At 72.2% G+C, this 24,014-nt stretch carries 20 protein-coding genes; 7 read left to right on the top strand and 13 right to left on the bottom strand.

All coding sequences use genetic code 11. The features are described 5' to 3' along the window. Positions 1-89 precede the first annotated feature (89 nt). From ACIBAG_RS31490 to ACIBAG_RS31475, 4 genes are read right to left on the bottom strand one after another with little or no spacing between them, the layout of a single operon-like run. Positions 90-872 (bottom strand): ABC transporter permease, encoded by a 783-nt coding sequence (locus tag ACIBAG_RS31490; RefSeq protein WP_399109703.1) that lies wholly within the window; start codon positions 870-872, stop codon positions 90-92. Continuing rightward, positions 859-1,629 carry an ABC transporter permease gene (locus ACIBAG_RS31485; RefSeq protein ID WP_399109702.1) on the bottom strand — a complete coding sequence of 257 codons (771 nt, stop codon included), beginning with the start codon at positions 1,627-1,629 and terminating at the stop codon, positions 859-861. Before ACIBAG_RS31485 ends, ACIBAG_RS31490 begins: the two co-directional genes overlap by 14 nt. A gap of 20 nt (positions 1,630-1,649) precedes the next feature. Continuing rightward, positions 1,650-2,624, bottom strand: coding sequence for an ABC transporter ATP-binding protein (locus ACIBAG_RS31480; protein ID WP_399109700.1), 975 nt, complete (start codon positions 2,622-2,624; stop codon positions 1,650-1,652). Then, positions 2,621-3,769: a GNAT family N-acetyltransferase gene (locus ACIBAG_RS31475; RefSeq protein ID WP_399109698.1), complete on the bottom strand. Its 1,149-nt coding sequence runs from the start codon at positions 3,767-3,769 to the stop codon at positions 2,621-2,623. Before ACIBAG_RS31475 ends, ACIBAG_RS31480 begins: the two co-directional genes overlap by 4 nt. 435 nt (positions 3,770-4,204) lie before the next feature. On the opposite strand from ACIBAG_RS31475, the gene ACIBAG_RS31470 reads away from it, so the two are divergent. From ACIBAG_RS31470 to ACIBAG_RS31440, 7 genes are all read left to right on the top strand, one after another. Beyond that, positions 4,205-5,155 (top strand): NAD(P)-dependent oxidoreductase, encoded by a 951-nt coding sequence (locus ACIBAG_RS31470; RefSeq protein ID WP_399109696.1) that lies wholly within the window; start codon positions 4,205-4,207, stop codon positions 5,153-5,155. A gap of 49 nt (positions 5,156-5,204) precedes the next feature. Next, positions 5,205-6,458 (top strand): acetyl-CoA carboxylase biotin carboxylase subunit family protein, encoded by a 1,254-nt coding sequence (locus ACIBAG_RS31465; protein WP_399109695.1) that lies wholly within the window; start codon positions 5,205-5,207, stop codon positions 6,456-6,458. A gap of 47 nt (positions 6,459-6,505) precedes the next feature. Further along, positions 6,506-7,933 carry a 4-hydroxyphenylacetate 3-hydroxylase N-terminal domain-containing protein gene (locus ACIBAG_RS31460; RefSeq protein WP_399109693.1) on the top strand — a complete coding sequence of 476 codons (1,428 nt, stop codon included), beginning with the start codon at positions 6,506-6,508 and terminating at the stop codon, positions 7,931-7,933. A gap of 81 nt (positions 7,934-8,014) precedes the next feature. After that, on the top strand, positions 8,015-9,037 hold the full coding sequence (locus tag ACIBAG_RS31455; RefSeq protein WP_399109691.1) for a methyltransferase domain-containing protein: 1,023 nt from the start codon (positions 8,015-8,017) through the stop codon (positions 9,035-9,037). Then, complete coding sequence (gene speB / locus ACIBAG_RS31450) at positions 9,034-10,017, top strand: agmatinase (protein WP_399109690.1); 984 nt, start codon at positions 9,034-9,036, stop codon at positions 10,015-10,017. Before ACIBAG_RS31455 ends, speB begins: the two co-directional genes overlap by 4 nt. Further along, the gene (locus tag ACIBAG_RS31445; protein WP_399109689.1) at positions 10,014-11,177 is read left to right on the top strand and encodes an aminotransferase class I/II-fold pyridoxal phosphate-dependent enzyme; all 1,164 of its coding nucleotides are present in this window, start codon (positions 10,014-10,016) and stop codon (positions 11,175-11,177) included. The genes speB and ACIBAG_RS31445 overlap by 4 nt, the downstream gene beginning before the upstream one ends. 61 nt (positions 11,178-11,238) lie before the next feature. Next, the gene (locus ACIBAG_RS31440) at positions 11,239-12,369 is read left to right on the top strand and encodes a GNAT family N-acetyltransferase (protein ID WP_399109687.1); all 1,131 of its coding nucleotides are present in this window, start codon (positions 11,239-11,241) and stop codon (positions 12,367-12,369) included. Between the two features lie 3 nt (positions 12,370-12,372). Here the strand turns inward: ACIBAG_RS31440 and ACIBAG_RS31435 are convergent, their stop codons facing one another. The 9 genes from ACIBAG_RS31435 to ACIBAG_RS31395 form a co-directional block, all read right to left on the bottom strand. After that, entirely contained in the window at positions 12,373-15,165 is a 2,793-nt protein-coding gene (locus tag ACIBAG_RS31435) for a type 2 lanthipeptide synthetase LanM family protein (protein WP_399109686.1), read from the bottom strand. Next, complete coding sequence (locus tag ACIBAG_RS31430; protein WP_399109684.1) at positions 15,162-17,357, bottom strand: asparagine synthetase B family protein; 2,196 nt, start codon at positions 17,355-17,357, stop codon at positions 15,162-15,164. Before ACIBAG_RS31430 ends, ACIBAG_RS31435 begins: the two co-directional genes overlap by 4 nt. Before the next feature lie 193 nt (positions 17,358-17,550). Continuing rightward, on the bottom strand, positions 17,551-17,850 hold the full coding sequence (locus ACIBAG_RS31425; protein WP_399109683.1) for a PqqD family protein: 300 nt from the start codon (positions 17,848-17,850) through the stop codon (positions 17,551-17,553). Then, positions 17,847-18,629, bottom strand: coding sequence for a hypothetical protein (locus tag ACIBAG_RS31420; RefSeq protein ID WP_399109681.1), 783 nt, complete (start codon positions 18,627-18,629; stop codon positions 17,847-17,849). The genes ACIBAG_RS31425 and ACIBAG_RS31420 overlap by 4 nt, the downstream gene beginning before the upstream one ends. A gap of 93 nt (positions 18,630-18,722) precedes the next feature. After that, complete coding sequence (locus ACIBAG_RS31415) at positions 18,723-19,766, bottom strand: diiron oxygenase (RefSeq protein WP_399109679.1); 1,044 nt, start codon at positions 19,764-19,766, stop codon at positions 18,723-18,725. Between the two features lie 19 nt (positions 19,767-19,785). Beyond that, on the bottom strand, positions 19,786-21,069 hold the full coding sequence (locus ACIBAG_RS31410; RefSeq protein WP_399109677.1) for an MFS transporter: 1,284 nt from the start codon (positions 21,067-21,069) through the stop codon (positions 19,786-19,788). Positions 21,070-21,149: 80 nt separating this feature from the next. Then, positions 21,150-21,743, bottom strand: coding sequence for a 2OG-Fe(II) oxygenase (locus tag ACIBAG_RS31405; protein ID WP_399109675.1), 594 nt, complete (start codon positions 21,741-21,743; stop codon positions 21,150-21,152). 1 nt (position 21,744) lies between these two features. Further along, positions 21,745-23,232, bottom strand: coding sequence for a class I adenylate-forming enzyme family protein (locus ACIBAG_RS31400; protein WP_399109673.1), 1,488 nt, complete (start codon positions 23,230-23,232; stop codon positions 21,745-21,747). After that, complete coding sequence (locus ACIBAG_RS31395) at positions 23,229-24,011, bottom strand: type III pantothenate kinase (protein WP_399109671.1); 783 nt, start codon at positions 24,009-24,011, stop codon at positions 23,229-23,231. The genes ACIBAG_RS31400 and ACIBAG_RS31395 overlap by 4 nt, the downstream gene beginning before the upstream one ends. Positions 24,012-24,014: the final 3 nt, after the last annotated feature.

Here is a 24,014-nt window from a genome sequence, read left to right as displayed (position 1 = left end):
GGGGCGTGGGAGAGCTGGGGAAGTCCGGACTGGCCGGGGGTGGCGGGAAGTTGGGGGTGTGACGCTCGCCCTGGCGGCGGCCGACCTGGTCAGCCATCCATGGCGAGCCGACGGGCCCGGCGGTCGTTGCGGCGCAGCAGCAACAGTCCTACGGCCAGCCAGGCGACGCCGACCAGCGCCTCCAAGGCCGCCTGCGCCGCCCAGGGCCGCCCGTCGGCCAGGGCGCGCAGTGACTCGGCGCCGTGGGTCAGGGGCAACAGGTGCGACACCGCCCGCACGGGCTCGGCCAGCCGGTCGACCGGCGCGATGATGCCGCACAGGACGAGCAGGGCGTAGACCGCGAGGTTGGTCAGCACGGCCGACGCCGGGTGCAGCGCCGCGACGGCGGCGACGGCCAGCCCGAACGCGGTCGCGCTCAGCGCGATCAGCACGAACAGCCCGGAACCCTGGAGCAGCGCGCCCATCAGCCGCCACTCCTCGAAGTAGGCGCACACGCCGACTACCGCCACCAGCGCCGAGGCCACCGCCTCCACGAGGTAGATCCAGCACCGGGTGAGCTGTACCAGGGCGAGCCCGGGTCTGCTCGTGCGCACCCGGTCCAGGGTGCCGAAGGCCTGGTCCTCGGTCATGCTGTCGGCGGCCTTGACGACCGTGGCGAGCGACAGCACGTGCACACAGGCTCCGGTGATCGCGAACCGCCGCCCCTCCAGGCCGCCGGCGAGGTAGCCGAGGTAGGCGAGGAACAGAGGCTGGAGCACGCAACGGGGCAGTGTGGAGGCGATGAGGGTCTTCACCCCGTACACGGCGAGGTAGTCGCGCCGGGCCGCCCGGGCGACGACCGTCAGCCCGTGCAGGCGTTCAGGAGAGCGCAAGGGTGCCTCGCTCCCTCGCCCGGTGGAGCACCGTGCGGAACGCCCAGCGGGCCAGCAGTGCGTAGCCCCCGGTGGTGGCGCACAGGCAGGCCCATGCCGCGATGCTCTGTGCACGTCCCTCGGCGGCGTCGGTGAGCAGCTCGGTCGCCCAGCGCAGCGAGATCACGTCGGGGACGTGGCGCAGCCAGCCGGGCAGCAGCTCGAGCGGCACGATCATGCCGCCGAGCAGGGACATCGGGTAGACCAGCGCCTCGGCGATGCGCATCGCGGCGGGCGTCAGCAGGAACAGGCAGCTGAGCAGCGAGCCCAGAACCAGGGCCGAGCCGAAGGTGGCGAAGGCGGCCAGCGTGAAGGCGCCCGGGTGGGCGATGCGCAGTGGCTCGCCGATGAGCAGGCCGACGCAGCCGATGGTCAGGGCGATCAGCAGGGCGCAGCGCAGGGCGGTGCCGATCGTCTTGCCGAACAGCACCACGCCGAGGCCGGCCCGCCGGGTGAGGATGCCCGGCAGGGTGCCGTGCGCCAGTTCCTCGCGCAGGATCAGGCCGGTCTGCCAGATGGCGCAGCTCCACAGCGCGAGCACACCGCAGCCCAGCTGGATCTGACGGGCGGTGAGCAGCGACTCCGGACCCCGGGCGAGCAGCGTGGCCAGGCACAGCGCCGCCGGGACCACGCAGCCGGGGATCACGGCGCTGAGAATGTGCTGCTGTCGGAGCTGGAAGACCATGGTGTGCCGGAGCACCGACAGCTGCGCGCGCACGGAGCCGCTCCCGGGGGCCGTCATCCGGCCGTCCCCGAGCGCGGGCCGGCGAGGCGGCCGAACACCTGCTCAAGACCGACCGGCTGGACGCGTACGTCCTTGATGGCGCCGGCAGGCCACAGCCGGGACAGCTCCCGCAGCGAGTCGGCCGTCCACTCGGCGACCTCGAACTCGGTGCGCCACAGCGCCTCGCCGGACGCCCGTTCGCTGGAGAGCACCCGGATGCCGAGACCGCCGGCGGCGTCCGCCTCGGCCGGGTGGGGCAGGTCGGACAGGACCACGACCGTGGTGGCGCCGCCGCTCTGGTCCAGCAGGTCCGTCAGCGGCAGGTCATGGGTGACGCGCCCACCGCGCAGGATCACCACTCGGGAGGCGAGCCGCTCGATGTCCTGGAGGTTGTGGCTGGTGAGCAGGACGCCCACGCCCTCGTCGGGCAGCTTGGCCACGACCGAGCGCAGTCGTTCGGCCTCCAGCGGGTCCAGGCCCACGGTGGGTTCGTCGAGCATCATCAGCGCCGGGCGGGCCATGAGGCCGACCGCGAGGTGCAGCCGCTGCTTCATGCCCTTGCTGAAGGTGCCGACGGAGCGTTCGGCGACGTCGAGCAGTCCCACGGACGCCAGCGCGTCGCGGGCAGTGGCGGGGAGGGACTTGGCGGGCAGGCCCGACAGGGAACCGAACAGGACGGCGTTGTCGAGGGCGGACAGCCTCGGGTAGAGCCCGCGGTCGCCGCCGAAGACCACAGCCAGTCGGCCGCGGACCGCTCTGGGGTCCTCCGCCACGTCGAGGCCTTCCACCAGGACCCGGCCCCGGGTCGCGGTCAGCAGGGTGGCGACGATGCGCAACAGGGTGGTCTTGCCTGCGCCGTTGACGCCCAGCAGTCCCACGATCTCGCCGCGGCCGACGGTGAAGGAGACGTCCGACAGGGCGGTGATCACCTTCTTCTTGTCGACGTAGTCACGGCCCACGCCGTCCACGAGCAGTGCCGGCTCGCTCACCCCGCTCCCTCCCGCACGGCGGACCTCTCCCAGTCGGAGGTCCACGGCTGTTGCCACTCGTCCACCGGCAGGGCGCGTCGGCCGAAGCGGCGCAGCCATTCGGAGGTGTCCGCGGGGGGCACCTCGGGGCGGGGCGCGGAGGCGAGCGGCAGCGCGACCGACCACAGCGGGCTCAGGCCGGCGCCGCGGGCCACCTTCGCCTGGTACGTCTCCATGCCGAGGTGGAGCGCTCTCAGGCCCTGCCGGTGCATGTATTCAATGGGCAGGTAGTAGCACAGCGCGTAGTACTCGAAGGCTTTGCCTGTCTGTGTGTAGTCGAAGCCGACCGCGCGCGCGTACAGCACATCGCCGAATTCGTACATGAGCGAGAAACCGACCAGCCGACCGGAGCGGCGCGCGGTAAAAACTCTTGAATATCTTCCGAGCATCTCGACCTGTCCGGCGAGATATTCCCGCATCCCTTCGTCCCGCGCCTCATGGCCGTATTTCCGCTGGAGCTGGCCCAGTAGCGGCGCGGCCTCCTCGTAGCAGTCCTCAAGTTTTTCCACGTCCAGCTCGTACTCGGCTGAGCGGAAGGTGGAGAACTCATGGCGGATGGCGATCCTCCGCTTACTGCCGAGATTCTGCAGATACCCCTCGAAGGAAGCGCCCTCGGTCACCACCGCGGCCTCGGCGCCGTCCAGGGCGACGGCCGCGCCTCGCTCCCACAGCAGCCGGGCGGTGCGGGTGGTCACGAAGGGGAACAGCAGGCCGCGTTCCCCCCGGGCGCCGGCCCCGTTGCGCGCCGCCGCCAGCAGCGCGTCCACGTCGGCGTCCGTTCCCGCGGCCGCGGGCAGTTCGAACCGGTAGCCGCGCCGGGCACCGGCCAGCGCCCAACTGCCGTCCAGACCAAGCAGGTCGAGATGGCGGCTGCGCGCGTAGAACGGGTTGTACTCGACGTCCACGTCGTAGACCGGGAGGGCGCCGACCAGCCGGTCGCCCCGACGGGCAAGGAGGTACTCGACATCGGCACCGGGCTCGCGCTCGACCGAGCCGAGCCATGCGTGCGACGTGTAGAGCCCCCCGGAGACGGCGAGGGTGTCCCACTCCGCCGCCGCGACGTCCGCCAGGGACGGCACGGCACGCACCTTGACCGTGACTGACAAGGCGCATCCCCCTTCAACTCGCCATGGTTCATCACTGAGGAAACCGTCGAGGATTCCACCCCCGGAAGGAAACCCCGAGCAAGGAAAGAGGAGTAACTGTCCCCCGACTGAACGCATGTTAACCGAGTGACAACCAGCCTGACAGTGAGTCAGATCACACAACCCTGCATGTACCAATTGCCCGAAAGGCCAGCCGGTCCGGCGCCAGTTAATGCACAGTTCCGCAGGCAATCGCCAGAACGGTAATTACTTGCCTCAGCCGAGCACGGATGCTTAACTCGCCGAGGAATGACGGCCGGGGAGCCCGTGTGTCCGGACGGTTCAAGACTGGGGGGAATCATCGACGGCGACCGCACGCCTGCGACCAATACAGTGGTTTACGCGGCGCTCACCGAGGATCTTCTGAGACTTTCCCTTCCCGAGCTCAGGCAGGCCTTGGGGCCCTTTGTCGAACTCCGGCCCTGGCAGCAGGCGCCGGAGCGCGGCGGGGTCCTGCTGATGGCCCCGCACGAACTCTCCCCCGCCCGGCGCGCGTCGGTGCTGCGGTCCGCCGAGTGGTCCTGGGTTCATCTGACCTCCGCCGGCGCCGACTTCATGGACCTCGCCGCCTGGCCGGCCGACACCCTGCTCACCCGCAGCTGGCGCTGCTACGCCGCGCCGCTCGCCGAGTACGCCTTGCACGCCGTACTGACCCGTGAATGGCACGGCGGGGCACCCTGGCAGGAGCGGGACACCCGCCCGACGCCGGCCCCCGACGTTCCCCCGGTCCCGGCCGGGGCGAGCACCGGAGGCGGGGCAGGACTGTGGGGCGCCGACGTCACCGTCGCCGGGTGGGGGGCCGTGGGCCAGCGCCTGGCGGGCGTCTTCGACGCCCTCGGCGCCAGGGTGACCGTCCTGCGGCGGCGGCCGGAGTCCGAGCCGGGCTCCCGGATCGCGCAGACCGCCGACCTGCGCCGGGCCCTCGATGCCGACCACCTGGTGGTCGCGCTGCCACTGACCGACGGCACCCGCCGGCTCTTCGACCGGGCCGCCCTCGGCCTGGCCCGCCCGGGCCTGCACCTGGTCAATGTCTCCCGCGCGGACATCATCGACCAGGACGCGCTCACCGAACTGTGCGCGGCGGGGCGGCTGTCCGCCACCCTGGACGTCACCGATCCGGAGCCGCTGCCCCTCGACCATCCGCTGCGGCACCTGCCCACAGTGCGGCTCTCCCCGCACGTGGCGTGGCGCAGCCGCGCCAGCGACTGCGCGTTCGCCGAGGACTTCGCCACGATCTGGCACGCCCTGGCCCGCCCCGGAACGCCCGTCCCCGGCGCCGTGCCGCCGACCACGGACACGTACGCCCGAGCCGCCGTCCAAGGCATCCTCACGGCGGGCCGGTCATGACCGGCTCCCACCCCACAACCCGCAACGGCGCCCACACGACAGGCCGATCATGACAACCTCACCCATCCCCCACCCGGCGGCAGCGGTCACCCCGCTCCCGCTGGTGGTGATCCTGCACTCACGACAGCCGCTCACCACCGACCCGGCGGTCACCTTCGACCCCGTGCGCTGGGAGACGGTCGTCCTCACCGACGCCGAGACCGACCCGGTCGTGCGCGAGGACGCGCCCGGCGAGGCCCCGGCCGTGCGCCGGGCGCCGCGCGAGGGTTGGGCCGAGGCGATCCGCGAGCTGGCCGGGGACCGGCCGGTGCAGATCGTCACCAACGACGAGTACTGCCTCATCAGCTGCGCCGAACTGCGCGCGGAGTTCGGCCTGCCCGCCCGGCACCCGGCACAGCCCGCGCACTACATCGACAAGGTCCTGATGAAGGAGCGCCTCGCGGCGGCCGGCGTACGCGTCCCGCGCTTCCTGGCACTGGACGAGGTGCTCGACGACTCCCAGGGCGCCGGCGTGCCGGATCCGGAGACCCTCACCGAACTCGTCTCCGCGCGCATCGGGGGGCCGGTCGTGGCCAAGCCCCGGCGGGAGGCCAACTCCCGGGGCGTGAGCATCCTGCGCACCCGCGAGGAGCTGCGGGACTGGCTTGCCGGGCACCGCGGCGAGCGCGGCTGGCAGATCGAGGAGTACCTCGACGGCACCTTCCATCACGTCAACGGCCTGGTCCGGGACGGCGCGACCGCCCCGGTGCAGACCGGCACCTATCTCGGCCCGCTGCTCGACCTGCCCTCGGGCCGTCGGCTCGGCGGCTGGACCGTCCCGCACGACAGCGAGCTCGCCCGCCGCGCCCACGCGCTCAACCACGACGTGGTCGCCGCGCTCGGCGGCGAGGGGGCGTTCGTCGTGCACACGGAGTTCGCCGTCACGGGCGACGACGAGCTCGTCGTCGTGGAGGTCGCCGGGCGCGCCCCAGGAGCCCTGGTCTCCGAACTGGCCCGGCTGCACGCGGGGCTGAACCTGGAGGAGGTCAACCTCGCCCTCCAGGCCGGACTTCCCGTCCCCGAGCCGCACCCGACCGGCACCGAGGCCGCCTGGGTGTGGATCCCCGTCATGCCGGGCGAGCGCTACCGGCACACCCCGGACACCAAGAGCGAGCGGCTCGTGCACGTCCGGCAGGCCGCCCGGCAGACCCACACCGGCACCTCCGGGGCGATCGGCGTCTCGGTGCTGCTGTGGCACACCGACCCGGACGTCCTGGCCGTCGACGTGCGTACCGCGGCCACCGCCGCGTGGTGCGGCGCCTGACCCGCCGCCGCCGCTTCCCGACCACCCCAGCGCAGCTTGGAGAAACCATGGCCACCAGCACCGCACCGCCGAACGGGACCCGGACCGGCAAGTCGTACCTGGTCGCCCTGGCCGACGGCAGGCGGGTGCACCTCGCCGGCCGGCTCGTCGCCGACCTGGCCCACGACCCGGCGACGGAGGGCATGGCCCACTTCCTCGCCGATCTGCTCGACGCGCACCACCCGGACGGCGAACTGACCGGCGCGGACGGACACCCCCTCGCCTACTCCCTGGCCGACTCCGCCGACCAGGTCCGCGAGCGCGGCCGCGCCTTCGCCCACGCAGCCCGGCTGAGCGGCGGACTGATGGGCCGCAGCCCGGACTTCGTCGCCACCGTCCTCACCGCCTGGGCGGGCGCGGCCGACCACTTCGGCCCGTACGCCGAGAACGTCCGCGCGTACTGGCGGCTGGCCCGCGCCTCGAACCTGGTACTGACCCACGCCATCAGCGACCCGCCCGCCGACCGCCATCTGGGCCCCGGCCCCGACGGCGAGGTGCAGTCCCTGCGCGCGGTGCGAACCACCGAGGAGGGCGTGGTGGTGCGCGGCGCCAAGATGCTCGCCACTCTGTCGCCGTTCGCGGACGACCTGGTGATCTACCCGTTCCGCCCGCTCGGCGAGACCGAGACCGATCAGGCCCTGTGCTTCGCCGTTCCGGTCGCCACTCCCGGCCTGACCCTCTACTCCCGGCCGTCCTACGCCTGCGTCCCGGCCGGTGACGGGCCGCTCGCCGGCCGCTTCGACGAGCTGGACGCGGTCTGCCACTTCGACGACGTGCTCGTGCCCTGGGAGCGCGTCTTCATCCACGGCGACGTGGCCGCCGCCAACAACCTGCGCCCCGGCACCGGCATGACGTCGTACGCCTGGCACCAGTCCGCCGTACGCGCCTGGGTGAAGGCGGAGACGGTGTTCGAACTCGCCGCACGGTGCGCGAAGGCCAGCGGACGGGACCGGCAGCCGGTCGTCCGGCAGCAGTTGGGCGAACTGGCGGGCATCGTCGAGACACTGCGCGGGCTCGTGGTCTCCGCGGAGACCGGCGCCCGGCCGGACGACTTCGGCCACCATGTCTGCGACCCCGTGCCCCTCGCGGCCTCCGGGATGCTGAACGCCCGGCTCTACCCGCGCGCGGTCGAACTGCTCCAGGCGATCGCCAGCAGCGGCCTGGTGATGCACCCCGTCACCGCCGACGAGGACCCCGAAGCCCCGAGCCACGCCTTCATGCAGACCTACTTCGCCGGATCCGGCGTCGACGGCATCGCCCACGGCCGGCTGCTGCGCGCCGCCGCCGACCTGACCATGAACCGCTTCGGCACCCGCCAGGCGCTCTACGAACGGCTCTTCCTCGGCCCTCCCGAGGCCTTCCAGGGCAAGTTCTACGACCTGTTCACCGCCGGTCGCCGGGTCGACAGCCCGGTTCTCGACGGCCTCGACAGCTGACGCGACGGTGCCCGACCGGCGCCGTCAGCGAACCCATCGACGTACTCATCGACGTACTCATCGACACCGATTGGATCTGCCATGCCCATTCGCGAGTCCCACCTCGTACGCGCCCTGGAGCCGTTCCGCGGCTACGTCCTGAGCACCATGATCTTCACCCTCCAGCAGTCCGGCCTCCAGGAGGAGTTCACCGCCGGCACCACCGTGGACGCCCTCGTCGAGGCCAAGGGGCTGGACCGGGCACGCCTGGTCGCCATGGCCGACTACTGGGTCGCGGCCGGCCTGCTCGATCGCTCCGGTGACGGCGTGCTCACCCTCACCGACCTCGCCCGCCAGTACGAGGCGGCCCGTCCCTGGTACGAGATGATGGTCGGCGGCTACGGCCAGACGTTCCTCGCGCTCGGCGACCACCTGGCCCAGGGCACCGGACCGGCCCCGCGGCGCGGCGGCTACGTCGGCAGCGGCAGCTGCGGCATCAGCATGCACGACTCCATCCCGCTGCTGCGCAAGCTGCTCGCCGAGGACGGGCGCGACTACCGCCGGCTGGTGGACCTCGGCTGCGGCAGCGGCGTCTACCTGACCGAACTGTGCGCCGACTACCCGGAGATGACGGCCGTCGGCATCGAGCCCGACGCCGACGGCGCCGCCGCCGCGCGGGACTGGGTGGCGGGCCAGGCCACGGCGGACCGGGTGACGATCGAGCAGGTCGACGCGGTGCGGTGGATCGAGAACACCGAGGAAAAGCCCGACCTGGCCGTGCTCGCCTTCGTCATCCACGAGGTGCTGGGTCAGGAGGGCGAGGAGGGCGTGCGCCGCATGCTCACCAAACTCTTCACCGAGTCCCCCGAGCTGACCCTCGCCATCATCGACATCGACCTGAAGTCCTCCGACCGCGAGGCGATGTCCCAGCCGCTGGCGCAGGCGTACTACAACGCCTATCTGCTGATGCACCCCTTCACCAGCCAGCGCCTGGAGACCAGGCAGTGGTGGGAGAAGCTGTTCGCCGACTGCGGGCTGAGCATCGAGGCCTACGACACCACCGACCCCGCGATGGACTCCACCGGGTTCTGCGTCGGCTGGCTGCTGCGGAAGGCCGCCGCGTGAGCGAGCACTACCGGCCCCGGGACAGCATGACCAAACCGCGGATCGCGTCCGGTCCGCGCACCTTCATGCGGCTGCCCTGGGTGGATGATCCGCTCGCTGCCGAGGGCCGCGTCGATGTGGCGGTCGTCGGCGTACCCACCGACTCGGCGGTCTCCTACCGGTCCGGGGCCCGCTTCGGGCCGGAGGCGATCCGCGCCGCCAGCATCCTGCTGCGCGACCACAACCCGGCGACCGGCGTGGACGTCACCCGGACCCTGTCGATGGTCGACGCGGGCGACGCGCCCGTGGTCCCCGGCTACCACGAGCTGACCCTGGAACGGCTCGAGGCGTTCCTGGCGCCGCTGTACGAGCGGGGCATCGTGCCGCTGCTGCTGGGCGGAGACCACAGCCTGGTGATGGCGGAGATGCGTGCCATGGCCCGCACGCTGGGGCCGGTGAGCGTCATCCACTTCGACGCGCACGGCGACGTCCTCGACGACTACTACGGCGTCAAGCACTTCCACGGCACGATGTTCCGCCGCGGTGTGGAGGAAGGCGTGGTGGACCCCCACCACAGCGTCCAGGTCGGCATGCGCGGCTCTGTGCACCCCGACGACGTCGACTCCGGCAAGGCCCTCGGCTACGACGTCATCGGCTGGGACGAGCTGGCCGTGACCTCGCCGCAGGAGTTCGGCCGGCGGGTGCGCGACCGGGTGGGCGAGCGGCCCGTCATGGTGTCGTTCGACATCGACTTCATCGACCCGGCGTACGCGCCGGGCACCGGCACCCCGGAAGTGGGCGGGCCGACCTCGTACCAGACCCTCCAGTACCTCAGGGCTCTGGGACCGCTGAACTACCGCAGCCTGGACATCGTCGAGGTTGCGCCGCCGTACGACCACGCGGACATCACCAGCCATGCCGCATCCGTGGTCGCGTTCGAACTGCTGGGACAGGTCGCGCTGCGCTCGCGCGCGACCGCGACGGGGGAGGAGACCCGATGACCTTCATATCCGGCGGGTCCGGGACGGCCGTACCAGGCCATGAGACGGGCCGGCGAAATCTGACCTCCATGGAGACCGACGCGCTGATCGACGGACTCAATGTGTCGGACGGGCATCCCCGGATGCCGCTGACCGAGTCGCAGCGCGCCATCGTGGAGAGTCTGCCGACCCTCTTCGACGAGGCCGAGAAGCGGGTCTTCGAGGAGGTCGAGGCGGAGGCGCAGCAGGCGTTCCTGCACGCCATCGGCCAGCGGCAGGCACCCATCGGCACCGGTCGGCTGGTCAGTTGCTACTCGTCGTCCGTGGCGATGGACATCACGGCCCGCGCGCTCGCGGACCGCACCGACACCGTCGCCCTGGTGCACCCGACCTTCGACAACATCCCGGACCTGCTCAAGGGCCGTGGCCTGACGCTGCTGCCGGTGCCCGAGGCCGACCTGGAGCGCGGCGAGCCCGAACTGCCGGACGAGGTCGGCGCGGTGTTCGTCACCACGCCGAACAACCCGACGGGCTGGGTGCTGTCCGAGGACGGCCTTCGCCGGCTCGCCGCGTTCTGTGCCCGCACGAACCGGGTGCTGGCCATGGACACCTGCTTCCGCGCTCAGGACACCCGGGCGCAGTACGACACCTACGCGATCCTGCGGGAGTCCGGCGCGCAGTGGGTGGTCATCGAGGACACCGGCAAGCTGTGGCCGACCCTCGAGCTGAAGGCCGGTTTCCTGGCCTGGGGCGAGAACACCGACCTGCCGCTGCTGGAGTACTTCAGCGACGTCCTGCTGTCGGTGTCGCCGCTGGTGCTGCTGATGCTCACCAAGTTCGCCCAGGACGCCGAGGCGGGCGGCTACGCGGAGTTGCACGGGCTGATCGCCCGCAACCGGCGCGCGCTGGCCGAGGTCCTCGACGGCGGCCCGGTGGCGCTCACCGACCCGGACGCCCGGATCAGCGTGGCCCGGGTGACGCTCCCCGAGGGCGGGCCGGACGCGGTCGCGCTCTACGAGGAGCTGGTGGCGCGCGGCACCCATGTGCTGCCGTGCGGCCCGTTCCACTGGGACCGCCCGCAGGACGGTGTGCGCCAGGTCCGGCTGGCCCTCGCACGCACCGAGGAGGACGTGGTCCGGGCGGCCCGCACCCTTCAGGACGCGGTGCGCGCCCACCTTTAGCCGCCGGGCGGCCCGGCGGCCTTCCGTTCCTCTTGAACGACCCCCTGCACAGTTGAGGCGGATGAGCGCGATGAACAACACCCCGGCCGGTCTGCGCCTGGAGACCGTGACCACTCTGGAGAAGGTCACGGCCGAGGACTGGGACGCCCTCGCCGAACCCGAGGGCTTCTACATGTCCCACGGCTGGCTGCGCTCGGTGGAACGCGAGAGCGGTGCGTCGGTGACGTACCTCCTCGCGTACGCCGGCGACCGGCTGGTGGGCGGGCTGCCGTTGTACGAGGTCGAGCGGGAGCACAACAAGTTCTATGCGCTGCGCCCCCGGCTGGAGCTGATGGGCGCCGGCGGGGAGTGGGGGGTGGCGGGATCGCACCGCGGGTACAGCTGCGGCATCCCGCGGTCGGCGGAGCACGAGGAAGCCGTCCTCGACCTGCTGCTCGCCGCCCGTCGGGAGCTCAGCCCGCCGGAGCGCGCGGGCTCGCTGTTCTTGTTCGCCACCAACCGCACGGCGGCGGCCCTGCACCGGCGCGGGGCCGCCGTCGACTTCGACTGCGGCGACGCGACCCTGTACACCGGCGGGAAGGGTTTTCCGGAGTACTGCGCCGGGCTGGTCAGCCGCCGCCGGATCAGGCTCCAGGGCGAGTACGCCCGCTTCCTGGCGGCCGGTTACGAGCTGGGCCGGCAGCGGCTCGGCGAGTGCCTGGACGAGGTCGCCCCGCTGCTGGCGAACCTCCAGGCCAAGTACGGCCATACGACCAGCGTCGAGGAGATCCACCGCGCTTTCGCCGACCAGGCCGCCTGTCTCGACGACCAGTCCGTGGTGTTCACCGCCCGCCGCGACGGGCGGCTGATCGGCGCGGCCGTGATGTACGAGTGGCGCGGCACCCTCTACGCCCGCGCAGCCGGGTTCGACTACGCGGCGCTGCGGGACGCCTACGAGTACTACGGCCTGTGCTACTACCTGCCGATCGACTACATGAGCGAGCGCGGCCTGACCGCCCTGCACCTGGGCATCGGCGCGTACGGGGCCAAGGTCAAGCGGGGCGCCCGCCTGGTCCCCCTGTGGACGGTCGCCCTGCCCGACGACCCCGCCGGCGCCCCTCGCTTCCCCCCGCCCGACCTCATCGACTGGCAGACGGACCACGGCCCCGCGGCGGCCGACGAGGACTGGCGGCACCCGTGGACCGCGCGCTGACCGTCAGCCGCCCAGCAACAGCAGGTTCGGGACCCGTTCAGGCGCCGCCAGGCGCAGCAGGCCGTATCCGATGCCTGAGCTGCCCGCCATCAGGCCCGGGGTGGGCACGCCGCCGGGGACGCCGGTGCGGGCACGGCCGGTGAGTACGGCGAGCGCGACCGCGCCGGCCGTGGCGCGGGCCCCGGCGAGCAGTTCCTCGTCGCCGGTCAGTCGTCCGCAGGCCAGCAGGGCTTCCGCGAGGCCCAGCCGCCCGTGGCACAGGGAGTCGTCGTCCGGGTCGTACGCCAGGGCGGCGCGGGTCGCGGCAAGCGCGGCGGGCAGCCGGCGTCCCGTCGCCGCGGCGGCGAGCGCCGTACCGGAGGCGCCCCCGCACCAGGCCACGGACCCGTCGTCGGCGCGGGCGTACGCCTGCCGCCACACCCGTTCCGCAGCCGTGCGGTACCCGTCGTCCCCGGTCAGTTCGAAGGCCGTACCCAGGGCGTACGCCACCCCTGCCGCGCCGTGTCCGAAGCCCGCGCCGAGAGCGTCGGCTGCCCCGGTCGGCAGTGCGCGCGCCACGTCCGCCAGTGCCGCGAGCGTGGCCGGGCGAGGGTTCGCCCGGTACAGCCGGGCGAGCGCCAGCACCGCGCCCGCGGTACCGCCGACGACGTGCCGGCACTCCGACTCCGCAGAGCCCCGCCGGATCGCCGGTACGAGGTGCTCGGCGGCGTCGAACAGGGCCTGTTCCTCCCACAGCGCTCCCAGCCGGGCCAGGGCGTACACCAGGCCGCCCAACTCCTCGTAACCGCCGACGGACAGCCCCGCCAGGTCGTCCGCGTCGGGCATGTCGTCCGGGTCGACCAGCGCCTCCAGGACCGTCTCGGCGGCGCTGCGGTAACGCCGGTCGCCGCAGAAGGCGCCCAGTTCGGCGAGGAACAGGGCGATGCCGCTCACGCCTGCGTAGAGGCCGAATCCGCTCGGGCCGACCCGCCAGTACGCCCCGCCGACCAGTTCCAGGGACGGCCATTCGACGACTCCGGTCCGCTCGTCGCGAAGCACGGTGTCGAGCAGTTCGTCGCCGATGCGGCGCGCGGCGTCGGCCGCCAGCTCGGGCGTGATCTGCCTGGGTCGTCCGGCCGGGGCCGTGCGCACGGGCCTGCGACCGTGCCGTGCGCCCGGCTCACGGGCGGCCAACGCGGCTTGCACGTACCACAGTTGGTGTCGCAGATCCCGGTGGGACAGGCCGCGCAACCGGGACCGTACCGCGTCCAGGCCGCTGCGCTCGGCGAACCGTTCCAGTACGGTCCCGGAGTCGTCGAGGAGCGCGGTCGTGCCCGGGGTGGTGAAGAACAGCGGGATGTCGCCCCGCTCGATCTGGCGCCGCTCGCTCGCCACGACCTCGGGGGGCCCGGCGAGTTCGTCCAGGACGCGTTCCCCGCCCGGCCCGGCGGCGAGCGCCCCGGGTCGGCAGGTCTCCTGGAGCAGCCGCTTGTACTGGTGGGTGTCGCGCAGCACCACCCGCACCTCGTCGTGCGCGAACCGCTCCAGCGGTCCGTGCGGCGCGAGCAGTTCCGCCCTGTGGGACAGCAGCAGCCGGTACATCTCCGCGAAGCCGGCGGTGAGCTGGTCCCTCAGTGCGGGGGCGAGGGCGCGGTCGCCGTGCGGCAGCGGCGAGTTGTGGGTGCGGCGTGCGGGCGGGCGGCGCAGTTCGAGGCGCATGGTGTCGGTGCCGGGGTCCGCGCACTCCAGGGCGGGGCGCAGTTCCAGTCCGTCGTCGCCGGGGCCTCCGGTCAGCCCGCTCTGGTCCTGGGCGCGCACCCCGGTCTCGTCGATCTCCACCAGCCACTGCGGCAGCAGCCCCACGGCGAGTACCGTCTCCCGCAGCGACCGCGTGACCACGTCGCTGTCGTCCTCGGCCGAGGTCAGGGGTTCGGTGTGGAAGAGCGCCTCCAGGTCGACGAAGGCAGGGTGCTCGCCGGCCGCGAGCACGTTCTCGAAGTGCAGGTCGTAGCCGCACAGGGTGTGGAAGAGCGCGAGGAAGGCGCCCTGCCGCCAGCAGAAACGGTCCAACTCCCGCCGGTCCCGGCAGGGTTCGGGTGCGACGTACGCGCTCCAGCCGTGACTTCCGCGGTCCAGCACCGTCGGCTGCCACAGCCGGTGCCGCAGGCCACGCTCGTTGATCCAGCCGAGCAGCGCGCCGAAGTGCGCCTCGACGGCCAGGCCGCGCGGTTTGTAGACCACCCGGCCGCCGCCGCGGAAGGTGACGAGGGCCACCGTACGGCCGCCGCGGTGCGGGTCGCCGGCCCCGAACTCGGCGCGCTCCACCTCGTGCGGGCCGGCCACGTCCAGGGCCAGTCGCTCGCCCAGCTCGTCCAGATCGGCCGCCAGCCGGGCCGCGAACTCGGCGCGGGTGTCCACCCAGGCGCTGAAGTGCCGGTCGAGCCGGTCCGCGAGGCCGGGGTGGCCGTGCAGCACCGCGCGGGCCCGGGCAGGGTCCCGCAGCCCGGCGGCGAAGGACGCGAAGCGCTCCTCGGGCGTGCCGCCCGGCAGCCGGCCGGCGTTACGGTCGGCGGCGAGTTCGGCCAGCAGCACGGGCCGGACCAGGGCGAGCAGCGACTGGTGGTCGGGCTCGAACACCGCGGCCGGCGGCGGCTTCGGGCACACCTCGGCCAGCCGCTCGGCGAGCTCCCGCGCGGCCTGCGCGGCCGGTGGCCCCACGAAGTGCAGCAGCGCCAGGTCCGCGGCCGCCGCGGCGCCCTCCCCCGGCGGGCGGCCCGGGTAGGCATGGCCGGGGAACCTCGACCAGGCGCCGCTCATCGCGCGGCCGGGCAGGGTCGTACGACGCCCAGGTCGAGCCCCTCCGCCAGCAGCGGGGCGATCGCGTCCAGGTCCTGGCCGAGGTCTGAGGCGATCTTGTCGACGGGGCTGACGCCGTCCAGGGCGCGCAGCACCGCGACCCACAGGGGCTCTTCCTCCTCGTCGAGGGTGAACGCGCAGGTGCCGTCGACGAGGACGTACCAGGCGTGCGGCCGGGCGGGGGCCCACACCAGTTCGGTCCCGTCGGCCAGGGCGAACACGTCGTCGGCCGTGACCCGCTGGGCGGGCAGTACCCGCTGCCGGAGGTCCGCCTCGTCGCGGTCCCAGTCGGTGACGGTGACGGCGTCGTGGACGGGGCGCCGGGGCAGTGCGCCGGGCGCGGGCGGCAGATCGTGGACCATACGCTCCAGCAGGCCGAGGTTGACCAGACGCAGGGCCATTTCGAGCCCCGCGGAGTCCGGTTCCCGTTCGAGCCGACGCAGGTTCTCGCGGATGCCGTCGGCGTCGAGGAAGTCCTGGGCCCGGCGGGTGGAGACCGCCTCGTCGAGGAGGGCGGCGTCGTCCCGTGCGAGCATGCGGGCGAAGGTGCGGTAGGTGTGCCGTACGCCCTCGCCGAAGTAGAAGGGCACCTTGGGCCGGTTGAGCACCGGCTCGGGCAGGATGCCTCGCATGGCCTCGCGCAGGATCCGTTTGTCCCACAGCAGTGCGGCCCGCCGGCCGGCCGGGATCCGGGCGACGAGTTCCACGAGGCGGTGGTCCAGGAACGGCACCCTGGCCTCGATGCCGTTGCCGGCGGCGGTGCGGTCCTCGTGCCACACGTTGTACTGCTGCAGGCTGCGGTACTTCCACGCCATGAAGGCGTCGTAGGTGTCCTGGGCCGGGGCGGCCGCCGGGAGGAATCCGTCCCGGAGCATGGGGCGGTCGGAGATCTCCCACCAGGGGCCGAACTCGGGCCGCAGGCCCAGCGCCTGGCCCCGGCCTATCGCGGTGATGTTGGCGTGGAAGTCGTCCCAGTCGCCGCCACCTGCCAGGTCGGGGCTGTAGCCGCCGTTGAACTCGTCGGAGGCCGCGCCCAGGAGCATGCCCTTGATCTCGGGGAACTCCCGGCGTGCGTACCGGTGCAGCTCGTACTTGTAGTAGACCTCCGGGCCGCACAGCGGGGTCTCGCTGAGCCACAGCAGGTTCTTCCACTCCTGCGGCGTCGGGACACGATCGGCCTCGAACAGGACGTTGCGGTGAGGCAGGCCGAAGTGACGCGCGACCCGGTGGCCCCATTCGGCGTCCCCGTTCAGCAGGGTGGCGCCGGTCGTCACCGTGAAGGTGGGCAGGTTGTCGTGCCCGGCCAGCGCCGCCACCGCCGCGGAGTCGATGCCGCCGCTCAGGAACAGCCCGAGGTCGGCGTCGGCGCTGGCGCAGTCACGGACCGAGGCGGCCAGCAACTCGCGGTAGGTTTCGGTGAGTTCGGCGTCCGAGGCGTCGCACTCGGCGTCGGCCCCGGGCAGCCGCCAGTACACGTGCTCGGCGGTGTCGCCGGTGGCGAGGTCGACGGTCCTGACGGTGCCGGCGGGCACGCTGTCGATGTCCTCGAACCAGGTGTTCACCGGCGCGTGGGTGAACACCGGTGCCGCGCTCATGGCCGGGTCGCCGAGAATGCCCTCCCAGTCCAGGCGGCGGGGCACGGCCGGGTCCGCGAACAGGGCCTTGATCTCGGAGGCGAAGACGATCCGCTCCCGGTTGCGGTGGAGGAAGAGCGGCTTGATGCCGAACCGGTCCCGCGCGAACACCAGCCGGTTGCGCCTGCGGTCCCACAGCACCAGCGCGAACATGCCGTTGACCTGGTTCAGGAAGTCCAGCCCGTCGCGCTGGTAGAGGTGCACCAGCACCTCGCAGTCGGATCGGGTGCGCAGCCGGGTTCCGGCGGGCAGTCCGGCCGCCAGTTCCCGGTGGTTGTACACCTCGCCGTTGGCGATGAGCACCACCGAGCCGTCCTCGGTGGAGAGCGGCTGGCCGCCGCCCACGGGATCGACCAGGGACAGCCGGGTGAACGCCAGTCCCACCGCGTCCTCGCGCAGCAGCTCCCGGTCGTCGGGCCCTCGGTGCCGCAGCGTGTCCGCCAGGCTCTCCAGGAGGGCGTCCGCCTCCGCGCCCAGGGCGGAACCGCCGATGCGTGCGACTCCGGCTATACCGCACATGCTTGATTACCCCGCAAATCAACAAAGGAATGAAGAAAACCGTCCGCCCGCCGGCCCGGAACACGGCCCCGGCGGGCGGACGAGAACATCAGGCGGTGCCCGCCAGGACGTTGCCGTAGTTCACCTTCTTTACGGACGGCTTGACGTACTTCTTCATTTCTGTCACCCCCTTCCGAGACAGTCTTGGGCAGTTCTACAGTGACGCACCAGGCCGGTCAAGGGTGATCAGGGAGTCGGCAAGCAACCCCTCCACCACTTCCAACACGTCGGCCAGTGCGACATCTTCGGGAATCTCGTACTCGGCGGCCACCCGGTTGGCCACGGAGCGGATGTCGGCTTCCCCGTCCATGGCCCGCCAAATCATCCCGGCGACTTCCGAGAGCTCGAATGCCTGCTCGTGAAGCCCCAGGTGAAGCGTGTCCTGACGAGCCCGGACCCGGACATGGAGATTCCGCGTGGGAACGCTGAGTTCATTCACTTCGGAAGGGCTCACACTTCCACTTCCAAACAGATGTCACGGACCAGTCGGATAATGCCCCTCGACCACTCGCCGGGGGCATCCGGGTCATAATTCCGCATGGTTTCGATCTCCCAGAACTTGTCGAAGGGCAGCACCTTCGGGTTCGCCAGGCCGAGCTGCTGGACGCGCCATTTCGGGGTGGTCCCGAACTCTCCGTGGTGAGCGAGCAGCGCCTCCACCGCGTAGGTGAACGACAGCTTCGCGGTGATGACCGCGCCGGTCTCGTCACCGGATTCCAGCTGCCCGAGGCAGTCCTCCGCGAAGATGTCGGCGTAATTCAGCGCCCGCCCCACCATGGTCACGCGGTGCGCGGACCCGTCGAGTCGCCGTTTGAGCTCCGCGTGATGTTCGGCGCCCGCCAGCGGCACACTGTGCTGAAGCTTCACGAAGAAGTCCGCCTCGTAGCCGGTGAGGCTCTCCCGCGCGCCCGCCTCCTCGTAGCGGCTCCAGGACACCTTCTCCAGCACCTGGTCCACCTGGGCGCCCTGCCAGTACTCGACGTCCCAGCGGACGGAGTCCACATAGGTCGCGGCGACGGGGACGGCGTCCGGGGAAAGGGCCACCGGGTGGGAGGTGGTGACCGTGCGCGGCGGCTCGTCGTCGGTGATCACGTAGAGGTCGACGTCACTGGTGGTGTTGCCCCAGCCGCGCACCAGGGAACCAGCCGCGTAGACGCAGTGGAAGGAGTCGGGCAGCAGCGCGTTGGCACGCAGCTTGGCGATCAGCCCGGGGCCGTCTGAGAAGTCGATCATGAAGTCTTCCGTCGGGGGTCAAGGAGGTGGGGGCCCATGGGGCGGGGGTTGATGGGCCGGGGGTTGATGGGCCGGGGGTTGATGGGCGGGGGTTCATGAAGTCGGGTCGGGGAGCAGCAGCCCCCCTTCGGTGAAGGCGGCCAGGACCTGAGGCTCGTCCAGCGCGCCGACCCCGGCGAAGTGCCGGACGGTCTGCCGGCCGACGTCGGCGGCATAGGCCCTGACGTCCGCTTCCGGGTGGATCTCGGCCACGACCTGCCGCGCCTGGTCCTCCGTCAGGCCGTAGCCGAGCAGTTCCTCGTGGACGGCCTCGATGTCGGGCGCTGTGAAGATGTGGATGAACTCGGGCACCATCAAGGCCGCCCGCGTCCGCAGTCCGGGGTCCAGCTGCCCCCACAGATAACGCAGGAACAGGGCGAAGTAGGTGTGGTGCCGTCCCTCGTCCCGGGCGTGGTCACGGACAGCGTCGCGTACGGCGGGGACGACGTCGTCGTCGTCCGGCAGGTCGGTGAGGTGGGCCGAGATCAGCGTCTCCGACACAACGACGAACAACACCTCGGCGAGCGGCCGCAGTTCGGCGGGCAGTTCGCCCAGATACCGCTCCAGACGGCTGAGGAAGAAGGGCTGCCGGGGCGGCCCGGGGTCGATCCCGGTCAGTCGGCGCACCTGGTGCAGCAGATCCGCCGAGAACAGCGCGTGGTACGCCTCGTCGCAGTAGATCTTGTGGGCGTCCAGCCGCATCTCGTCAGGCAGGTGGACGCCCACCGTGCCGTGCGCGATGCCCAGTACGGTGCGGTTGACGACCAGTTGCTCCAGCTGGGCGGTGAAGTCGAAGTAGCGGTACAGCTGCCGCACGACGACCTGGTCCAGCACGTCCGGCCCCTTGGCCAGCACCAGTGGATGCCGGGCGAGCGGCACGAGTTCGAGAGGGAACAGCCGCTGCGCGGCGCCGACCTCGCCGATCTCACGGCGCGGCAGACCGCGTACCGCCGAGCGGTCGTACCAGCTGCGGAACGGGCTGACGTACGTGTCCGGGACGGTGCCGTCCGGCGTCTCCTCCCGTCGCTGGGCGAGGAACTGCCTCGGGCACAGCGCTACGGCGGAGCAGCCCAGGAAGAGCCCTACCGTGCCGCACATGGGGTCTCCTTCACACGAGTCAGGTCCGGCGTCCGGACAGGGAATCGACCGAGCCGTCGTCCGGCACGGGCTCGGAGGCCTCCTGGTCCGCGCGGTCGCCGAGGGTGCGCAGGCCCCGCACGTCCGGCAGGAGCAGGCTCAGCAGGCCGGGCAGGGCGAGCAGGGCGGCGGCGCCGAGGAGCGTCTCCTCGTTGCCGACGGCGAGGGCGAGGGGCCCGGCGACGGCGAAGCCGACGGGGCTCAGGCAGAAGGAGAAGAGCCAGTCGTAGGCCGAGACCCGCGACATGACGGCCACCGGGATCCGCTCCTGTACGACGGTGTCCCACAGGGTGACGCTGACGCCCAGTGCGCTGTTCATCAGCGCGGCGGACACGACGACCAGGGCGACGGGCGCGTGCAGGGCGAGCAGGCAGAACGGCAACGCCCCGAGCGCGAACAGCAGGTTCGCCACTACCAGCGGGCGCCGGGGGCGCAGCCGGAAGGCGATCAGCGCGCCGAGCAGCGCACCCACGGCGGCACCCTGGACGACGGCGCCCCAGGCAACCTCCCCGCCGAAGCCGAGGACCACCAGCGGTCCCACGGTGAAGAAGGCGCAGCGGCCGAAGTTCCAGCTGCCGTGGACGATCAGGCTGGACCAGTACCAGCGGCGGCTGCGCACCTCCGTCCACCCCTCGGCCAGCTCCGCCCGGAAGGAGCCGCTCCGGGGCGCGGGCCGCTCGGCGGTCAGAGTGCTGAGCAGCAGGGCGCTAACGAGGAAGGTCGCCGCGTCGAAGAAGAATATCCACTGTGGGCCCACGGTGAGGACGACGCCGGTGGCGATGGCGGGCCCGAGGAGCTTGGGCGCCTGCCTGGACAGCGAGAGCAGCGCGTTGGCCTGCTGCCGGTGTGCGGAGGGGGTCGTCGCGGTCATCAGTGCGTTGACCGCCGGGCGGAAGAACGCGGCGCCCGCGCCGGTGGCCGCCGCGGCGAGCGACAGGGCCGGCACGCTGGTGCTCCCCGCCGCCAGCAACGTGCCCAGGACGAGTTGCCCGGCCGCGCGCAAGATCTCCGCCCCGCACATGAGGGTGCGCAGCGGCAGCCGGTCCGCCCACACGCCGGCCGGGACGTAGCACAGCGCCTCGGAGCCGGCCAACACGGCGAGCACGATGCCCAGATCGGTGGCGGAGCCGGTGTTGCGCAGCACGGCGAGCGTCAGGGCGATCGGCACGACGGCGTTCCCGGTCTCGGACAGTGTCTGCCCGAGCCAGAAGCGCCGGAAGGGCCGGTCCCGCAGCGGGGCCAGGACGGTGGTCCGATCAGCCAAGATGGTGGTTCCCTCAGTACTTCGTGGTGCCGCGTGTGCTCGTCGGGCCTGTGCGCGGCGGCGTCCGCCGCCCTTGCCGGTCAGGTCCGCAGCCGGAAGTTGGCCACCAGCGCGTACTTGTCGCCGCTCGCCACGGTTTCCCCCCGGTGCCGCAGTTCGGACCGGAAGAGCATCACGCGGCCCGGCCGGGCGGCGACCTCGAAGTCGGGCTCGCCGGACTCCGCCAGCTGGAACTGCGTGGCGCCGCCGCGCAGTTCGCCGTAGGGCAGATAGAGCACCATGGTGAAACAGCGGGGCCGCTCGGGGCTGGAGTCCCGGTGCCAGGGGAAGCTGTCGCCGCTGCGGGTGTGCTGGTACTCCAGCACGCACAGCTCGCTCGTGGCACCGCCGGTCAGCAGCCGCTCGCCGGCCTGCTGGACGGGGTGGGTCACGGACTCGGCGAGCTCCAGCATCACGTCGGTCATCCGGGTGCGCGGGATGTGCTGCTGCACGCGCCGGGTGACGTCCACGCTCTGCTGTGCCCGCAGCCCGAAGGGGGCGGGGGCCCACAGCGGGGAGTCCACGATCACCCGCTGCATCCGCTCCGTCAGGTCGGCCGGAACCGAGTCGCTGGTGAAGACCCCAGCGGCGCTCTCCCGCCACTCCAGGGCGAGGTCTGCTGTGCTGCTCGGCATGTCAACTCCAGTGGTCCACAGAGACGATGGGCAGGCCGGACCTCGCGGCGGGACCCGGCTCGACGAGGGCCACCGTGCGCCGGTACATGCCCGCGAGGTCGTACTTGTCGTTGGCGGTGCGCGGCAGCGGGGAGCGCGAGACGATCAGATAGCCGGGGCGGGTGCCGTGCGGAAGCTGGGCGAGGAAGTCCCGCCGCAGGCTCCGGCACTCCTCGTCGGACGGGCCGTGCACGATCAGCGCGATGTCCTCGCCGAGCCGCTCGGACGGCAGTGCCTGAACGACGGCCTCCTTGGCCCGCAGGGTGCGGCGGGCGGCGTCCACCAGGGTCGCGGCCGAGATGTTGACGCCGCCCCTGATCACCACGTCCCGGCTGCGGCCGACGATGACGTAGCCGTCCGCCGTGGCCCGGGCCAGGTCGCCGGTCCGGTACCAGCCGTCGGCATCCGTCTCCAGCGGCAGCGGCCGCCCGTCGCGGACGACGGCCGCCGCCCGCGGATAGCCGCGCACGAGCAGATGTCCGTACGGTTCGGCGTCCCCGCTCTGCCCGGCCGCCGGGTCGATCCGGCATTCCACCCCGGGGAACGGCTCGCCCACGAAGCCGGTCGGCGGGAGGAACCCGGGGTCCGCGTGGGCGGACATCACGGCGTTGGTGAACTCCGTCATCCCGTACAGGACGGTCACCCGGCTGCCGAGCGTGTGCAGCGCGCCCACGAGGGTGCTTTCCACGGCCATGCCGCCGGTGATGATCTGCCCGGGCCAGCCCTCGGCGGCGGCGGGGCCGGAGCGCTTGCCTAGGAGGTCGAACAGCACGGTGGGGACCCCTGCGAGATGGGTGGGCCGGTACCGGTCCACCCACTGAGCGAGGATCCCGGGCTTGGCCTCCGGCGGCAGCACCAGTACGGCCCCGGACGCGAGAGCCGCGCGCAGGCCCACCACGCTGCCGCCGACATGCCACAGCGGGGCGGTGACGAGGTAGCGCGCTTCGGCGTCAAGTCCGGTGCGATCGGCGAAGGCGCGCGCATTGCGGACGAGGGCGGTCCTGGAGAGCAGGACGGTCGTGCCGGATCCCGTCGACCCGGAGGTGCTGATGGCCAGCCCCCAGTCGGGGTCCGGGTCCGCGAGCCGCTCGGGGTCCGGGAGTTCCTCGATCTCCAGCCGGGCGGCCGGGCCGGGCGGCAGATGCGCGAGCACCGTGGCTCCGGAGGACCGGGCGGCCGCACGGAGCGCCGCGTCGTCAGAGCGCGGCGCCAACGGGAAGGGCACCAGGCCGAGTTCCTCCGCGGCGAGCTGAAGGGCGACGGCCTGGACGCTGTTGCGCAGCGCGATGGCCAGCGGTGTGCCCGGCCTTAGGTCGCGAACCCTCGTCCGCACCAGCTCGGCCGTGGCACGGACCAGTTCATGGAACGCGCTCTGGTCGAGCGAACGGGGGACGCCGGTCAGCGCATCCGCCGCGATCAGCACGGGCCTCGACGACGAGGGCTCGGTCATGCGCACACTCCGGTGGTCAGCCGTACGTACTCGGCGATGCCGCGCAGGTTCAGATGGGGGTCGTAGGGCAGGTCCTCGGGGAACAGCTCGAGGAACGGCACGCAGCCGCCGCCGGTGAGGACCGCGGGCAGGTCCGCGCCTGCGAGCTCCCGCACATGGCTGATCAGTCCGCCGACGACCGAGGGCACGACCACCCGGCCGCCGCGCCGCAGCGCTTCCTCGGTGGTGTCCGGCATACCGGTGGCCCGGCCGCCGCCCGGCACCGAGAAATCCGGGACGGGCAGTCCGGTACGGTCCCGGAGCGCCCGGTAGGACAGGTCGACGCCCGGATACACGATGCCTCCGGCGTACGCCCCGTCCGCCGTGACGAGGTCGACGCACAGGGCCGTGCCCATGTCCACGACCACGGCCTGCGCTCCGAACCGCCGGTACGCGCCGAGCGCCGCGGCGAGCCGATCCGTGCCGAGCCGATTGGGATCGCGGGTAAGGACCCTGCCGGGCAGCCCGGCCGCGGTCATGTGCTCCACCGAGCACGAGCGACGCCGACGCAGCGTCCGCAGGGCCGTTCTCAGCCGACCGGCCGGATCGGAGACGACGAGCAGTGGCCGCGTGGTCGCCGGAGCGTCGCGGAGCAGAGAGTCGAGAAAGTCAGCGAGCCGGAGATCGTCCTCGGTGCCGGCCTCGGCGACCGGAGTCGCGGAGACATCGCCGAGGGAACCGTCCGGCTGTAAGGCGGCGACCTTGATCCGGGTGTTTCCCGCATCTATGAGAAAGCGCAAGGA

It is taken from the genome of Streptomyces sp. NPDC051243 (genome assembly GCF_044455405.1).
Lineage (GTDB): Bacteria > Actinomycetota > Actinomycetes > Streptomycetales > Streptomycetaceae > Streptomyces.
This window is presented reverse-complemented; position numbering and strand designations above follow the sequence as displayed.

Coding starts and splice junctions, on each gene's coding strand:
- ACIBAG_RS31465 (WP_399109695.1), top strand. CDS start 5,205: ATGACAACCTCACCCATCCCCCACCCGGCGGCAGCGGTCACCCCGCTC.
- ACIBAG_RS31460 (WP_399109693.1), top strand. CDS start 6,506: ATGGCCACCAGCACCGCACCGCCGAACGGGACCCGGACCGGCAAGTCG.
- ACIBAG_RS31455 (WP_399109691.1), top strand. CDS start 8,015: ATGCCCATTCGCGAGTCCCACCTCGTACGCGCCCTGGAGCCGTTCCGC.
- ACIBAG_RS31445 (WP_399109689.1), top strand. CDS start 10,014: ATGACCTTCATATCCGGCGGGTCCGGGACGGCCGTACCAGGCCATGAG.
- ACIBAG_RS31440 (WP_399109687.1), top strand. CDS start 11,239: ATGAGCGCGATGAACAACACCCCGGCCGGTCTGCGCCTGGAGACCGTG.
- ACIBAG_RS31435 (WP_399109686.1), bottom strand. CDS start 15,165: ATGAGCGGCGCCTGGTCGAGGTTCCCCGGCCATGCCTACCCGGGCCGC.
- ACIBAG_RS31430 (WP_399109684.1), bottom strand. CDS start 17,357: ATGTGCGGTATAGCCGGAGTCGCACGCATCGGCGGTTCCGCCCTGGGC.
- ACIBAG_RS31420 (WP_399109681.1), bottom strand. CDS start 18,629: ATGATCGACTTCTCAGACGGCCCCGGGCTGATCGCCAAGCTGCGTGCC.
- ACIBAG_RS31415 (WP_399109679.1), bottom strand. CDS start 19,766: ATGTGCGGCACGGTAGGGCTCTTCCTGGGCTGCTCCGCCGTAGCGCTG.
- ACIBAG_RS31405 (WP_399109675.1), bottom strand. CDS start 21,743: ATGCCGAGCAGCACAGCAGACCTCGCCCTGGAGTGGCGGGAGAGCGCC.
- ACIBAG_RS31400 (WP_399109673.1), bottom strand. CDS start 23,232: ATGACCGAGCCCTCGTCGTCGAGGCCCGTGCTGATCGCGGCGGATGCG.